Consider the following 13780-nt stretch of genomic DNA (forward strand, 5'->3'; position numbering starts at 1 on the left):
TGCTGCCCCTTCAAACTCAAGATTTCAATGCTTCGGCAAGTTTCGCGATTTTGCCGCGAATCGAGCCATCGATAACCAGGTCGCCGGCGCGAATGACAACACCCCCGATCAGGGATGCATCCTCCGCAGCATGCAGGCGCACTTCCCGGTTGAGTCGTGCACTGAGAACCTTGGCGAGTTTGTCTTGCTGTTCTTGGTTCAATGCGAAAGCACTGGTCACTTCAACGTCTACCGACTTCTCTTGCTCGGCCTTGTACAGGTCGAACAGAGCGGCGATCTCCGGCAACAGCGGGAGACGGTCGTTTTCGGCAACGACATTGATGAAGTTCTGTGCCTTCACATCAAACTTGTCGCCGCACACTTCAATAAAAGTGGCGGCCTTGTCTGCGCTCGTCAGGCGCGGGGCCTTGAGCACGCGCTGCATGGTGTCGTCTTGCGACACCGCTGCTGCCAGGCCGAGCATGGCTGACCAAGAGGCCAGCTGCTGGTGGGCCTGGGCGTGCTCGAAGGCTGCCTTGGCGTAAGGTCGGGCCAACGTGGTCAGTTCTGCCATGATCGCCCTCGCTTAAATTTCAGCAGCCAGTTTGTTAACCAGCTCCGCGTGCGCGTTTTGATCGATTGTGGCACCGAGGATCTTCTCAGCACCGCCGACCGCCAGAGCACCCAGTTGGGCACGCAGCGCGTCTTTGACGCCGTTCAGTTCCTGTTCGATCTCGGCATGAGCCGAAGCCTTCACACGGTCAGCTTCGACGCGGGCTTTTTCAACAGCCTCTTCGACGATCTGGTTACCGCGTTTCTTGGCTTGCTCAATGATTTCAGCTGCCTGTGCCTTAGCTTCGCGCAGTTGGTGACCCGCTTTCTCTTGGGCCAACTCCAGGTCGCGAGCTGCACGGGTGGCAGCGTCCAAACCGTCCGCGATCTTCTTCTGACGTTCGTGCAAAGCCGCGATGACCGGAGGCCACACGAACTTCATGCAAAACACTACAAAAATGAAGAACGCAACGGATTGGCCAATCAGGGTTGCATTAATGTTCACGCCAACACCTCGCTCATTCGTTGTCCATCACCCCAATCACTCGAAAAGTCGAGTGATTAGCCAGCGAGTTGACCAACGAAGGGGTTCGCGAAGGTGAAGAACAGAGCGATACCAACGCCGATCATGGTCACGGCGTCGAGCAGGCCGGCGACGATGAACATTTTAACTTGCAGCATTGGGACCATTTCTGGCTGACGCGCTGCGCCTTCCAGGAATTTGCCGCCCAGCAGGCCGAAACCAATGGCAGTACCCAGGGCGCCCAGGCCGATCAACAGTGCAACAGCGATAGCGGTTAGACCAACTACAGTTTCCATCTTTCCTCCCGACTTTTACGTCGTATGGTTTAGGTTTTTTAGATTTTAAAGCGGTAAAACAAATCGTTTCATAGCCCGGTAGGGCCTACCTTCCCGTTTCACCGGGAAGGACATCAGACTAGTCGAGACTGGTCTTAATGGTTCTCTTCGTGCGCCATCGACAGGTAGACGATGGTCAACATCATGAAGATGAAGGCCTGCAGGGTGATGATCAGGATGTGGAACACAGCCCACGCCCACTGCAGAACGACGCCCAGGCCGCTAAGCCAGAGCAGGCCGCTGCCGAACATCACAGCGATCAGGATGAACACCAGCTCGCCGGCATACATGTTGCCGAACAGTCGCAGGGCCAGGGAGATCGGCTTGGCGACCAGGGTCACAAACTCCAGCAGGAAGTTCACCGGGATCAGCAAGGCTTGAACGAAGATGTTCTTGCTGCCGAACGGGTGCAGGGTCAGTTCGCCGATGAAGCCGCCGATGCCCTTGACCTTGATGCTGTAGAAAATGATCAACGCGAACACCGACAGGGCCATGCCCAGGGTGGCGTTAGGGTCCGTGGTGGAAACCGCACGGAATGGAATGTGGTGATCGCCGGAGATCAGGATGGCCAGCTGAGGAATCCAGTCGACCGGTACCAGGTCGACGGCGTTCATCAGGAACACCCAGACGAAGATGGTCAGTGCCAGCGGTGCAATCACCGGGCTACGGCCATGGAAGCTGTCTTTCACGCTGCCATCGACGAATTCGACCAATACTTCAACGAAGTTCTGCAAAGCACCTGGCTGACCGGAAGTCGCCTTCTTTGCCGCCATGCGGAAAATCAGGACGAAGATCAGACCCAATGCGACCGACCAGCCCAGAGTATCCAGGTGGAAAGCCCAGAAGCCCATTTCTTTGGCTTCTGCTGCGGAGTGGGCAAAGCCCCAGCCGCCATTGGGTAGCTGACCGAAGGTCAGGTTCTGCAAGTGGTGCTGGATATAGCCCGAAGCGGTTGTTTCTGCCATGGTTGCCTCAAACGCCCTAAGGTCTCGAAAGTCTTGTTTTCATTAGCAGGGGAGCGAACCAGCTGACCAGTTGGGTCAACACGAAGACGCCGAATACAGCCAGCGGCGCCAATGGCTTCACACCTGCAAAGGTCAGTGCAAACAGCACTGCCGTCAAAATCAGTTTCCCTGCCTCGCCGGCATAAAAAGACCGGACGATAGCCTGGGCTGCTCGGGCGCCGGAAAACCGAAAGGCCCTGTGAGCAAAATACATATTGGGCAGCAAGGCTATCAGGCCTCCGCAGAGTCCTGAATATCCGGCAACGACTCCATGCCAATACCAAAGCGCCAATGCGGCGATCAGCAAAATGACAAATTGAGCCAATAAAACCGGAAAAACGGCCAAGCGATGGAACGGCAACGTGTTTGGCGTGCGGGTTTCCATCACTCTTGCTCCTCAATGGTCGGCTGCCGGAAATCAATAACTTGGCATAATTTGTGCCGACAAAATGCGCGCAGAGTATAGGGGCGGTTCAGCCCCTATTCAACTGTCGGGTAGTGTTTTCCGATCGCGCGCTACATAAGCAAATGTTTCAACGGATGTGGGCAAGGACGCCCTGAAGCTCATCGAGAGAGTTATATCCGATCACCAATTGCCCTTTGCCCTTCTTGCCGTGGCGAATTTGCACCGCAGAGCCTAGGCGCTCGGCCAGGCGCTGCTCGAGACGCGCGATATCCGGATCAGGTTTGGCCGTTTCGACCGGTGCAGGTTTGCCGCTGAGCCACTGGCGAACCAGCGCTTCAGTCTGACGAACGGTGAGCCCCCGTGCGACAACGTGTCGCGCCCCTTCAACCTGTTGATTTTCGGGCAAACCGAGCAAAGCACGGGCGTGACCCATTTCCAGGTCGCCGTGGGACAACATGGTCTTGATGACTTCCGGCAGCGCGATCAGACGCAGCAGGTTGGATACGGTCACGCGGGATTTACCCACCGCCTCGGCCACTTGTTGCTGGGTGAGCTGGAACTCTTGCTGCAGACGCTGCAACGCAATCGCTTCTTCGATCGGGTTGAGGTCTTCACGCTGGATGTTTTCGATCAACGCCATCGCGATGGCGGTTTCATCCGGCACGTCGCGCACCATGGCCGGAATGGTTTCCTTGCCGGCCTGCTGGCTTGCGCGCCAGCGGCGTTCACCGGCGATGATCTCGAAGCGCCCGCCACCGATCGGGCGAACCACGATCGGCTGCATCACGCCCTGAGCCTTGATCGAATTGGCCAGTTCTTCCAGCGCCTGGGGGTCCATGTCTCGGCGTGGCTGGTATTTGCCACGCTGGATCAGGTCCAGGGGCAGGTGCTGCAACTCGCGCTCATCGGCCTGCACCGCTTGTTCTTCAAGCGATGTGACGGTCGGACCACTCAGCAGTGCATCCAGTCCACGTCCGAGACCTCGTTTCTTGACGGCCATGGGGATTCCTTAAGTTGGCTGGGCAGCAGCGGTGCGTGAGTTGCGGCGTTGGCGACGAACCATCTCGCCGGCAAGGGCCAGGTAGGCCAGTGCGCCACGGGATTGTTTGTCATACGCCAGCGCCGGCATGCCGTAACTGGGCGCTTCGGCCAAACGGATGTTGCGTGGGATCACCGTGTCGTACAACTGGTCGCCAAAGTGTTCCTTGAGCTGCGCCGACACATCGTTCATCAGGCTCAGGCGCGGATCGAACATGGTGCGCAAAAGACCTTCGATCTGCAGGTTCGGGTTGAGCAACTCGGCGATACGCTTGATGTTATCCACAAGGTCGCTCAAACCTTCCAGTGCGTAGTACTCGCACTGCATGGGGATAATCACCCCATCGGCGGCCACCAGCGCATTGAGCGTGAGCATCGACAGCGACGGCGGGCAGTCGATCAAAATGTAATCGTAATTCTCGCGGATCGGCGCCAAAGCGCTGCGCAGACGGCTTTCTTTCATCTGCATTTCCAGCAGCACCACTTCCGCCGCGGTCAGGTCGCGGTTGGCCGGCAGCAGTTGATAACCACCGTGTTCGGAGAAGTGCATGGCCTGGGCCAGGTCGCACTCACCAATCAGCAGGTCGTATACCGAGTTTTCCAGGCCGTGTTTATCCACACCGCTACCCATGGTGGCGTTGCCCTGTGGATCAAGATCGATCAACAGCACCCGGCGCTTGGTAGCGACCAGGGATGCTGCGAGGTTGATGCAGGTGGTGGTTTTACCCACGCCACCTTTCTGGTTCGCTATCGCGAATACCTTAGCCATTCTTGCTTGTGTTCCCAATCATGCCGTGCGGCGCAGTATCAGCAGATGGCGTTGGCCTTGGCAACCGGGTACGGCCAAGGCGTGTTCGCTATCGAGGTGGAAGTCTGCCGGCAATGCTAACAGCTCATCGCTTGGATGGACGCCCTTCATTGCCAGCCAGCGGGTGTCACGGTCGCCCAGGTGGCGAGTCCAGTTGCTGAAGTTCTCCATGCTGCTGAACGCCCGGGAAACAATTCCGTTAAAGGGCAATTCAGGCGTGAAGGCTTCGACGCGACTGTGGATAACTTGCAGGTTATCCAGCTTGAGTTCGAGTTTTACCTGGGTCAGGAAGCGGGTTTTCTTGCCGTTGCTGTCCAGGCAAGTCACTTGCGACTCCGGAAATAGGATCGCCAGTGGAATACCCGGCATGCCGCCGCCACTGCCGACGTCGAGCCAGCGGCCGTTTTCGATAAATGGCATCACGCTCAAACTGTCGAGCAAGTGACGGGACACCATTTCGTCCGGATCACGCACGGCGGTCAGGTTGTAGGCCTTGTTCCACTTGATCAACAGAGCCAGGTAACCCAGCAGCAGTTCGTGCTGGGCTGCAGTCAGGTCAACGCCCAACTGGCGCGCGCCTGTGGATAACTCTTCGGCGTGTTGCGAGGTGACCAACGAACTCAAGCGCTTTGCTCCAACTGACGGCCCGCGCCGCGTTTTTTCAAATGGATCATCAACAGCGAAATCGCTGCCGGAGTGACGCCGGGAATACGTGAAGCCTGGCCCAATGTCTCAGGGCGAGTTATCCCCAGCTTGCTTTGAATCTCTTTCGACAACCCGGAAATCCCGGTGTAGTCGATATCCGCAGGCAGCTTGGTGTCTTCACTGGCGCGCAGGCGAGCAATTTCATCCTGTTGGCGATCAATGTAACCGGCGTATTTGGTCTTGATTTCGACCTGTTCCGCGACCTGTGGATCTTGCGCGCCATTACCTGTCACTTCGACCAGACCAGCGTAGTCGATTTCCGGACGGGACAGCAGGTTCAGCAAGTTGTATTCGTGAGTCAGCGGCGTGCCGAATTTTTCGGCAATCGCATCGCCCTGCTCCGTACCGGGGCGAACCCAGGTGCTTTTCAAGCGTTGCTCTTCCAGCTCAATGCTTTCGCGCTTTTTGCAGAAGGCCGCCCAGCGCACGTCGTCAACCAAGCCCAACTCGCGGCCTTTCTCGGTCAAACGCAGGTCGGCGTTGTCTTCGCGCAGGATCAGACGGTATTCCGCCCGGGAAGTGAACATCCGGTACGGTTCCTGGGTACCCAGAGTAATCAGGTCGTCGACCAACACGCCGATGTACGCTTCATCGCGACGCGGACACCAGCTGTCTTTGCCCTGGGCGCGCAGTGCTGCGTTGGTCCCGGCCAGCAAACCTTGGGCGCCGGCTTCTTCGTAACCGGTGGTGCCGTTGATTTGCCCGGCAAAGAACAGGCCGCCGATCACTTTGGTTTCCAGGCTGTACTTCAGGTCACGCGGGTCGAAGTAGTCGTACTCGATGGCGTAGCCCGGGCGCACGATGTGCGTATTTTCCATGCCGCGAATCGACTGCACGATCTGGATTTGCACGTCGAACGGCAGGGAAGTGGAAATCCCGTTCGGGTACAGCTCGTGGGTGGTCAAGCCTTCGGGCTCGATGAAGACCTGGTGGCTTTGCTTGTCGGCAAAGCGGTGGATCTTGTCTTCAATCGACGGGCAATAGCGTGGGCCAATACCTTCGATCACCCCGGAATACATCGGCGAACGGTCGAGGTTCGCAGCGATGATTTCGTGGGTGCGAGCGTTGGTGTGGGTAATCCAGCAACTGACCTGTTTCGGGTGTTGTTCTTTGGAGCCCATGAACGACATCACAGGGATAGGCGTATCACCGGCTTGCTCGGTCATTACCGAAAAGTCCACAGAACGCCCGTCGATACGCGGCGGGGTCCCGGTTTTCAGGCGGCCGACACGCAGCGGCAATTCACGCAGGCGTTTTGCCAGGGCGATCGACGGCGGATCACCGGCGCGACCGCCGGAATAGTTCTGCATGCCGATGTGGATAAGTCCGCCGAGGAACGTACCGGTGGTCAACACCACGGATTCTGCGAAGAACCGCAGGCCCATCTGGGTCACAACACCGCGTACCTGGTCTTGTTCAACGATCAGGTCATCCGCGGCCTGTTGAAATATCCACAGGTTCGGCTGGTTTTCCAGGGTTTCGCGTACCGCTGCCTTGTACAGGATACGGTCGGCTTGAGCCCGAGTCGCACGCACGGCCGGCCCTTTGCGGCTGTTTAGCACGCGAAATTGAATACCACCCTTGTCGGTAGCCATGGCCATCACGCCGCCGAGGGCGTCGATTTCTTTGACCAAGTGGCTTTTGCCGATCCCACCAATGGCGGGGTTGCAACTCATTGCACCGAGGGTTTCCACGTTATGCGTCAGCAACAGGGTTTTTACGCCCATGCGTGCTGACGCCAGTGCTGCCTCGGTACCGGCATGACCGCCGCCGATGACGATCACTTCAAAACGGGAAGGGAAATCCACCACGCACCTCGTGCCTGCTTATGTAGGTAATCAGGAATTGTTTGTTGAAAGGGTTTTAGAGCTTTGGCGGCAAGTATAGGGACTTAGCCCTTCCTAAAGAACCCTTTGCACAAAATTTAACCAGCTGTGGATGAATCACAGACAATAGAAATTAAAAGAGAGAAATTTATTAAATCTTTGTTTTTATGTTTATTTCTACTGACCTATCTTTCTGTGGATAGATTTACACAAGCCTCGATTTACGTGATGTACAGCGATTCAAAAGTCTGTGGTCATGTGCCAATGAGGCCCTTGGATAAGTGCTTTAAGCCTGTGGATGAAAGAGGTGGTTATCCACAGACGGGTTTTTACTCAGGTTTCAGGCCCTGTTATCAACTGGGCACAGAGGCGGTTATTCACAGGGCTTAATCCACAGAAATCCACTTCTCGGGGCAAATTGCGTCCACGCCAATGCCTCCAAAGTCTTGGTGATAGAAGGAAAATTCGTGAGGTGTCAGGCGAAAGGGGGAGAACAGACAGGCACGAATGGCCTGTCTGTGGATAACGAAAGGTTATTTACCGATGCAAAAGCTGGAAAAGATTCGACCGAGCAGGTCATCAGAGCTGAATGCCCCGGTGATTTCCCCCAACAGCTGCTGTGCTTGACGCAGATCCTCGGCCAACAGCTCTCCAGCACCTGCCAGGGTCAGCTGCGCCCGGCCGTGCTCCAACGCCGCGCTGGCGTGTCGCAGGGCTTCCAGGTGCCTACGACGTGCACTGAAGCTGCTTTCCGAGGTCTGTTCGTATCCCATGCAGGCCTTGAGGTGCTCTCGCAACAGCTCGAGGCCATCGCCGGCCGCCTTGGCACTCAAGCTGATGGTGACATGCCCGTCCGCACTGGTTTCCATCGCGATCGCTTCACCAGTCAGGTCCGCCTTGTTGCGGATCAAGGTGACTTTGGCCGGGTCCGGCCTTTGCTCAAGAAATTCCGGCCACAAGGCAAAGGGATCCACAGCCTCAGGCGCAGTGGCATCCACCACCAACAGCACGCGATCCGCTTCACCGATTGCCTTGAGTGCACGCTCTACACCAATCTTTTCCACCTGGTCATCGGTATCGCGCAAGCCGGCCGTGTCGACGACGTGCAGTGGCATGCCATCAATGTGGATATGTTCGCGCAGGATATCCCGTGTGGTGCCGGCAATCTCGGTAACGATCGCCGCTTCACGGCCCGCCAATGCATTCAGCAGGCTGGATTTGCCCGCGTTCGGCCTGCCGGCAATCACTACCGTCATACCATCACGTAACAACGCGCCCTGGCCTGCCTCGCGCAGGACGGTGGATAACTCATCACGGACCTTATCCAGCATCGCCAGGACGTGGCCATCGGCGAGAAAATCGATTTCTTCTTCCGGGAAATCGATCGCCGCCTCGACGTAGATACGCAGGCTGATCAGTTGTTCGGTCAAGTTATGCACACGCAGGGAGAACGCGCCCTGCAGTGAACGCAGTGCATTGCGCGCAGCCTGTGCGGAACTGGCTTCGATCAAGTCGGCAATCGCCTCAGCCTGGGCCAGGTCGAGCTTGTCATTCAGGAAAGCCCGCTCGCTGAATTCCCCAGGACGTGCCAGGCGGCAACCCAATTGCAGGCAGCGCTGCAGCAACATATCCAGCACCACCGGACCACCGTGGCCCTGCAGTTCCAGAACATCCTCACCCGTAAACGAGTTAGGTCCCGGGAAATAGAGGGCCAGGCCCTCGTCCAACACGCTTTCGTCGGCATCCAGAAACGGGCCGTAATGGGCATAACGTGGCTTCAGCTCGCGGCCACTGATGGCCATGGCTGCCACGCTCGCAAGCGGTCCGGAAATACGAACGATACCGACACCGCCGCGACCTTGAGCGGTAGCGACAGCAGCGATGGTTTCACGAGGAGCGCTCATCAGCAGGTTCCAGAACAAAAGTGACGGAAAGCAAAACGCCCCACTAGGGGGCGTCTTGAGTGGTTATCCACAGAGTAAATTACGCCGCAGCTTTTTTGGTAGCCGCTTCGATTTTACGTGTGATGTACCACTGTTGAGAGATCGACAACACGTTGTTGACCACCCAGTACAGCACCAGACCAGCAGGGAACCACAGGAAGAAGAAGGTGAAGATGATTGGCATCATTTTCATGACCTTGGCCTGCATCGGATCCGGCGGAGTCGGGTTCAGTCGCTGCTGGATGAACATGGTTGCGCCCATGATGATCGGCAGGATAAAGAACGGGTCTTTGATCGACAGGTCAGTTATCCACAGCATGAACGGAGCCTGGCGCATTTCCACGCTTTCCAGGAGTACCCAGTAAAGCGAGAGGAACACCGGCATCTGTACGAGAATCGGCAAGCAACCGCCCAACGGGTTGATCTTCTCTTTCTTGTACAGCTCCATCATGGCCTGCGACATTTTCTGCCGGTCATCACCATGTTGTTCTTTCAGAGCCGCCAGTTTCGGAGCCACGGCACGCATGCGCGCCATCGACTTGTAGCTGGCTGCCGACAGCGGGAAGAAGATCCCTTTGATCAGCATGGTCAGGAAGATGATCGAGAAGCCCCAGTTACCCACAATGCTGTGGATATGTTGCAGCAGCCAGAAGATCGGCTGGGCAATGAACCACAGAATGCCGTAATCCACAGTCAGTTCCAGACCTGGGGACAACTCTTTCAGCACAGCCTGGCTTTTCGGGCCGGCGTACAGGGTAGCGCTGGTTTCAGCCTTGGCGCCTGGTGCCACGGTCAACGCCGGGCCAGTAAAACCAATGATGTAGTTGCCTTGGCTGTCTTTGCGGGTTTGAACCAGGTTGGCTTCACCCTTGTTCGGGATCCAGGCGGTCACGAAGTAGTGTTGCAACCAGGCAACCCAGCCACCTTGTACGGTTTCTTTCAGCGCGCCCTTGTCGATATCTTTCATCGACACTTTTTTGTACGGCTCGCTACTTGTCCACAGGGCGGCGCCCAGGTAAGTCGCGGTGCCGGTGGCGGTGCTGGAAGAAGGATCGGCGCTGTTGTCACGCTTCAGTTGGGCAAACAGGTTGCCGGTCCATGCCTTATCGCTTTCGTTGTCGATCAGATAAGTGACCTTCAAGTCGTACAAACCACGGGTGAAGCTGAAACGCTTGATGTAGTTGACGCCGTCGAGGCTGAATTTCAGGTCGACGTTCAACTGGTTCTGGCCATCAGCCAGTTGGTAAGTCTTCTGTTCGGTCGAATAAACCGGACGACCGGTCGCACGTGCATCCGGACCGTTGGTGCCGGTCAGGCCACTTTGTGCCAGATAAATACGTTCGCCACCGTTATCGAACAGTTGGAACGGAACATCCGGGTGATCCTGGCGACGTGGATACAGCGGCAGCTTCAGCTGGGCGATATCACCACCTTGTGGGTCGATTGCCAGATCGAGCACATCCGTTTTTACGTGGATGAGGTCTTTATTGGTGATAACCGGCGTTTCAACTGGGGTGCTGGTATCGGCATTCGCGCTGGGTACATCGGCACTGGCGGAAGCATTGTTACCCAACGGGGTGTCCGGAATAGCCGGCGCAGCCTGATTGGTAGCAACATTCTGAGTCGGCAGGGCAGCCTGGCCATAGTCCTGGTTCCAGTTAAGAACCATGACGTAGGACACGATTGCCAGGGCGACGATCAGGATCGTGCGTTTAATATCCATGATTACTCGGCCATCGAAGAAGAACGGGAGGTAGGGATAGGTGGAACCGGGTCATAACCACCGGGATTCCACGGATGACAGCGACCTAAACGACGAAAGGTCAGCCAGCCACCGCGCAGAAGACCATGATTTTCTATGGCCTCTAACGCGTAGCAAGAACAACTGGGGTAGAAACGACAGTGGCTGGCCATCAGAGGACTAATGGCGTAGCGATAAAACTGGATCGGAACGAGGGCCAGTTTACGCATCAAGGCTGTCTACCCCTACAGTTTCGGTGCTGACTGCTGGTGCTGGCTTGTGGGTACGCGCCAAACGTTTCCAGAGCTTGCCGAAATGCTGAATCAATTCGGGGTTTTCTACATCCCCCAAGCCTTTGCGCGCGACGATAACAATATCCCAACCAACCAGAGTGTCCTGGTGGAGGCGAAACGATTCGCGCATCAGACGCTTGAGGCGATTGCGCTCAACGGAGAGCTTTACGCTCTTCTTGCCAATCACCAACCCGAGACGGGGGTGATCAAGATCGTTGTTACGCGCAAGGAGCAGGAGATTTTTCCCCGGAACCTTGCCGGTGGGGGAGTCAAAGACTGCCTTGAAGTGCCGGGGGGTTAGCAGACGCTTTTCCCGACTGAAGTCCTGACTCACCACCAGTACCGGATTATCAAACTGCCAGACGCGCACGACCTTTGGCGCGGCGACGCGACAGGACTGCACGGCCGTTCTTGGTAGCCATGCGAGCACGGAAACCGTGGGTACGGGCGCGTTTGATGGTGCTTGGTTGGAAAGTACGTTTCATGGCGTTGTTACCTGGTTCGTCCACAACGGGCCGGAATGGCCCCCGTTTTAAGAGACCGGCGATTCTAGAGAAAGCAAGCCTCTAGGTCAATTTCCAACCAGCTTTTCCTTTAATTAGATCTCTATAGGTCAGGAAGCCCTTTTCTGTGTGCCTGCCTTTCATGAGACTGGGCATAGATATAAAAATAAAGAAGGAAGTTATTTAAAGCTTTTCTGTAAAGCTTATAAAAGCTAGACAGCCGATCATCTGTGGATAACTGTATTGAGGCCAGATTCTACGTGCTGTACAGAGAATGACAACTACGGGGGAAAACGGTGCTCTCCCTGTGCTGCGCTGTCGGATAAGCTGTGCGTGAAACAGGTTGTTATCCACAGGCCAGTTACCCACAGACTTTCGACCCCACTTGTACAACGAGCTCAGGTGCGCTTATCCACAGAGCTTATGCACAGACCATTGGTCGTATTTTTTGTGGTTAAGGCATTGATTTTGGGTGTGCTGTGAGCAACCTACATGTGGATAAGTGGGCGTCTCGCCGCTACAATGGCGGCTGTTTTTGCCTCACCGGCTTTCAACTTAGGGGATATCCGTGTCAGTGGAACTTTGGCAGCAGTGCGTGGAGCTTTTGCGCGATGAGCTGCCTGCCCAGCAATTCAACACCTGGATCCGTCCGCTACAGGTCGAAGCCGAAGGCGACGAGTTGCGTGTCTACGCGCCGAATCGTTTTGTTCTCGACTGGGTCAACGAGAAGTACCTGAGCCGCGTTCTCGAATTGCTCGACGAACATGGCAACGGCCTCGCGCCTGCGCTTTCCTTATTAATAGGCAGCAAGCGCAGTTCCGCACCTCGCGCCGCACCCAATGCACCGCTGGCTGCTGCTGCGTCGCAAGCCCAGGTAGCGACCGCTCCGGTTGCTACGGCGCCTGCCCCAGCACCCACGGCGTCAAAATCGTCTGCGCAGAAGAGCGCACCAGAGCACGAAGAGCCGTCCCGCGACAGTTTCGACCCGATGGCCGGCGCCAGCTCACAACAGGCACCGGTGCGTGCCGAACAACGCACGGTCCAGGTCGAAGGCGCGCTCAAGCACACCAGCTATCTGAATCGCACCTTCACCTTTGAGAACTTCGTCGAAGGTAAGTCCAACCAGCTGGCCCGCGCGGCTGCCTGGCAAGTCGCCGATAACCCCAAGCACGGTTACAACCCACTCTTCCTTTATGGCGGCGTAGGCTTGGGTAAGACGCACTTGATGCACGCTGTGGGTAACCACCTATTAAAGAAGAACCCGAATGCCAAGGTCGTGTACCTGCACTCGGAGCGCTTTGTGGCTGACATGGTCAAGGCCTTGCAGCTCAACGCCATCAACGAGTTCAAGCGGTTCTATCGCTCCGTTGATGCCTTGCTGATCGATGACATTCAATTCTTCGCGCGCAAGGAACGTTCCCAGGAAGAGTTCTTCCATACCTTCAACGCCCTGCTCGAAGGTGGCCAGCAGGTCATCTTGACCAGTGACCGTTACCCGAAGGAAATCGAAGGCCTGGAAGAACGTTTGAAATCCCGTTTCGGTTGGGGCCTGACCGTTGCGGTCGAGCCGCCAGAACTGGAGACCCGCGTTGCGATCCTGATGAAGAAGGCCGACCAGGCCAAAGTCGATCTGCCACACGATGCGGCATTCTTTATTGCTCAACGCATTCGCTCCAACGTGCGTGAACTGGAAGGTGCGCTCAAGCGCGTCATCGCTCACTCGCACTTCATGGGTCGCGACATCACCATCGAGCTGATTCGCGAATCCTTGAAAGACTTGTTGGCGCTGCAAGACAAGCTGGTGAGTGTGGATAACATCCAGCGCACCGTGGCCGAGTACTACAAGATCAAGATTTCCGACCTGCTGTCCAAGCGCCGTTCGCGCTCGGTCGCACGTCCTCGGCAGGTGGCCATGGCGCTCTCCAAAGAGTTGACCAACCACAGCCTGCCGGAAATCGGTGATGTGTTTGGCGGTCGCGACCACACCACGGTCTTGCACGCGTGCCGCAAGATCAACGAACTTAAGGAATCCGACGCGGATATTCGCGAGGACTACAAGAACCTGCTGCGTACACTGACTACTTGATGACACCAGCGCAGCTTATTAAGGCAAGGGACTAGACC

The 13780-nt window shown here is 56.5% G+C and carries 15 protein-coding genes; 1 reads left to right on the forward strand and 14 read right to left on the reverse strand.

Annotation, left to right across the window (positions count from 1 at the left end; all coding sequences use genetic code 11):
• Positions 1 to 16: 16 nt before the first annotated feature.
• From HX792_RS02200 to rpmH, 14 genes are all read right to left on the reverse strand, one after another.
• Positions 17 to 553: a F0F1 ATP synthase subunit delta gene (locus HX792_RS02200; RefSeq protein ID WP_176994570.1), complete on the reverse strand. Its 537-nt coding sequence runs from the start codon at positions 551 to 553 to the stop codon at positions 17 to 19.
• A 12-nt stretch (positions 554 to 565) separates the two neighbouring features.
• On the reverse strand, positions 566 to 1036 hold the full coding sequence (locus tag HX792_RS02205) for a F0F1 ATP synthase subunit B (protein ID WP_060756576.1): 471 nt from the start codon (positions 1034 to 1036) through the stop codon (positions 566 to 568).
• A gap of 56 nt (positions 1037 to 1092) precedes the next feature.
• Positions 1093 to 1350 carry a F0F1 ATP synthase subunit C gene (atpE, locus tag HX792_RS02210; RefSeq protein ID WP_002555987.1) on the reverse strand — a complete coding sequence of 86 codons (258 nt, stop codon included), beginning with the start codon at positions 1348 to 1350 and terminating at the stop codon, positions 1093 to 1095.
• Positions 1351 to 1484: 134 nt separating this feature from the next.
• The gene (gene atpB / locus HX792_RS02215) at positions 1485 to 2354 is read right to left on the reverse strand and encodes a F0F1 ATP synthase subunit A (RefSeq protein WP_058424360.1); all 870 of its coding nucleotides are present in this window, start codon (positions 2352 to 2354) and stop codon (positions 1485 to 1487) included.
• Between the two features lie 16 nt (positions 2355 to 2370).
• A complete protein-coding gene (locus HX792_RS02220; RefSeq protein ID WP_071485335.1) occupies positions 2371 to 2778 on the reverse strand; it encodes a F0F1 ATP synthase subunit I in 408 nt (135 codons plus the stop codon).
• 148 nt (positions 2779 to 2926) lie between these two features.
• Positions 2927 to 3799, reverse strand: a complete 873-nt coding sequence (locus tag HX792_RS02225; RefSeq protein ID WP_016970690.1) for a ParB/RepB/Spo0J family partition protein — start codon at positions 3797 to 3799, stop codon at positions 2927 to 2929.
• Between the two features lie 9 nt (positions 3800 to 3808).
• Positions 3809 to 4606: a ParA family protein gene (locus HX792_RS02230; RefSeq protein ID WP_176994571.1), complete on the reverse strand. Its 798-nt coding sequence runs from the start codon at positions 4604 to 4606 to the stop codon at positions 3809 to 3811.
• 18 nt (positions 4607 to 4624) lie between these two features.
• A complete protein-coding gene (gene rsmG / locus HX792_RS02235; protein ID WP_176994572.1) occupies positions 4625 to 5269 on the reverse strand; it encodes a 16S rRNA (guanine(527)-N(7))-methyltransferase RsmG in 645 nt (214 codons plus the stop codon).
• Complete coding sequence (mnmG, locus tag HX792_RS02240; RefSeq protein WP_176994573.1) at positions 5266 to 7158, reverse strand: tRNA uridine-5-carboxymethylaminomethyl(34) synthesis enzyme MnmG; 1893 nt, start codon at positions 7156 to 7158, stop codon at positions 5266 to 5268. The genes rsmG and mnmG overlap by 4 nt, the downstream gene beginning before the upstream one ends.
• Before the next feature lie 551 nt (positions 7159 to 7709).
• Complete coding sequence (gene mnmE / locus HX792_RS02245; RefSeq protein ID WP_176994574.1) at positions 7710 to 9080, reverse strand: tRNA uridine-5-carboxymethylaminomethyl(34) synthesis GTPase MnmE; 1371 nt, start codon at positions 9078 to 9080, stop codon at positions 7710 to 7712.
• A gap of 79 nt (positions 9081 to 9159) precedes the next feature.
• On the reverse strand, positions 9160 to 10842 hold the full coding sequence (gene yidC / locus HX792_RS02250; protein WP_176994575.1) for a membrane protein insertase YidC: 1683 nt from the start codon (positions 10840 to 10842) through the stop codon (positions 9160 to 9162).
• A 2-nt stretch (positions 10843 to 10844) separates the two neighbouring features.
• Complete coding sequence (yidD, locus tag HX792_RS02255) at positions 10845 to 11090, reverse strand: membrane protein insertion efficiency factor YidD (RefSeq protein WP_010207715.1); 246 nt, start codon at positions 11088 to 11090, stop codon at positions 10845 to 10847.
• The gene (rnpA, locus tag HX792_RS02260; RefSeq protein WP_020302575.1) at positions 11083 to 11490 is read right to left on the reverse strand and encodes a ribonuclease P protein component; all 408 of its coding nucleotides are present in this window, start codon (positions 11488 to 11490) and stop codon (positions 11083 to 11085) included. Before rnpA ends, yidD begins: the two co-directional genes overlap by 8 nt.
• Positions 11491 to 11503: 13 nt before the next feature.
• Entirely contained in the window at positions 11504 to 11638 is a 135-nt protein-coding gene (rpmH, locus tag HX792_RS02265; RefSeq protein ID WP_003213577.1) for a 50S ribosomal protein L34, read from the reverse strand.
• A gap of 586 nt (positions 11639 to 12224) precedes the next feature.
• Between rpmH and dnaA the strand changes: the two genes are divergently transcribed.
• Positions 12225 to 13742 (forward strand): chromosomal replication initiator protein DnaA, encoded by a 1518-nt coding sequence (gene dnaA, locus HX792_RS02270; protein WP_176994577.1) that lies wholly within the window; start codon positions 12225 to 12227, stop codon positions 13740 to 13742.
• Positions 13743 to 13780 lie beyond the last annotated feature (38 nt).

The sequence above is a fragment of the Pseudomonas sp. B6002 genome (assembly GCF_013385985.1).
Taxonomy (GTDB): domain Bacteria; phylum Pseudomonadota; class Gammaproteobacteria; order Pseudomonadales; family Pseudomonadaceae; genus Aquipseudomonas.

What these genes read in the sequence shown, in the direction of transcription:
- HX792_RS02200 (WP_176994570.1), bottom strand. Translation starts at nt 553, where the DNA reads ATGGCAGAACTGACCACGTTGGCCCGACCTTACGCCAAGGCAGCCTTC.
- atpE (WP_002555987.1), bottom strand. Translation starts at nt 1,350, where the DNA reads ATGGAAACTGTAGTTGGTCTAACCGCTATCGCTGTTGCACTGTTGATC.
- atpB (WP_058424360.1), bottom strand. Translation starts at nt 2,354, where the DNA reads ATGGCAGAAACAACCGCTTCGGGCTATATCCAGCACCACTTGCAGAAC.
- HX792_RS02220 (WP_071485335.1), bottom strand. Translation starts at nt 2,778, where the DNA reads ATGGAAACCCGCACGCCAAACACGTTGCCGTTCCATCGCTTGGCCGTT.
- HX792_RS02225 (WP_016970690.1), bottom strand. Translation starts at nt 3,799, where the DNA reads ATGGCCGTCAAGAAACGAGGTCTCGGACGTGGACTGGATGCACTGCTG.
- HX792_RS02230 (WP_176994571.1), bottom strand. Translation starts at nt 4,606, where the DNA reads ATGGCTAAGGTATTCGCGATAGCGAACCAGAAAGGTGGCGTGGGTAAA.
- mnmE (WP_176994574.1), bottom strand. Translation starts at nt 9,080, where the DNA reads ATGAGCGCTCCTCGTGAAACCATCGCTGCTGTCGCTACCGCTCAAGGT.
- yidC (WP_176994575.1), bottom strand. Translation starts at nt 10,842, where the DNA reads ATGGATATTAAACGCACGATCCTGATCGTCGCCCTGGCAATCGTGTCC.
- yidD (WP_010207715.1), bottom strand. Translation starts at nt 11,090, where the DNA reads ATGCGTAAACTGGCCCTCGTTCCGATCCAGTTTTATCGCTACGCCATT.
- rpmH (WP_003213577.1), bottom strand. Translation starts at nt 11,638, where the DNA reads ATGAAACGTACTTTCCAACCAAGCACCATCAAACGCGCCCGTACCCAC.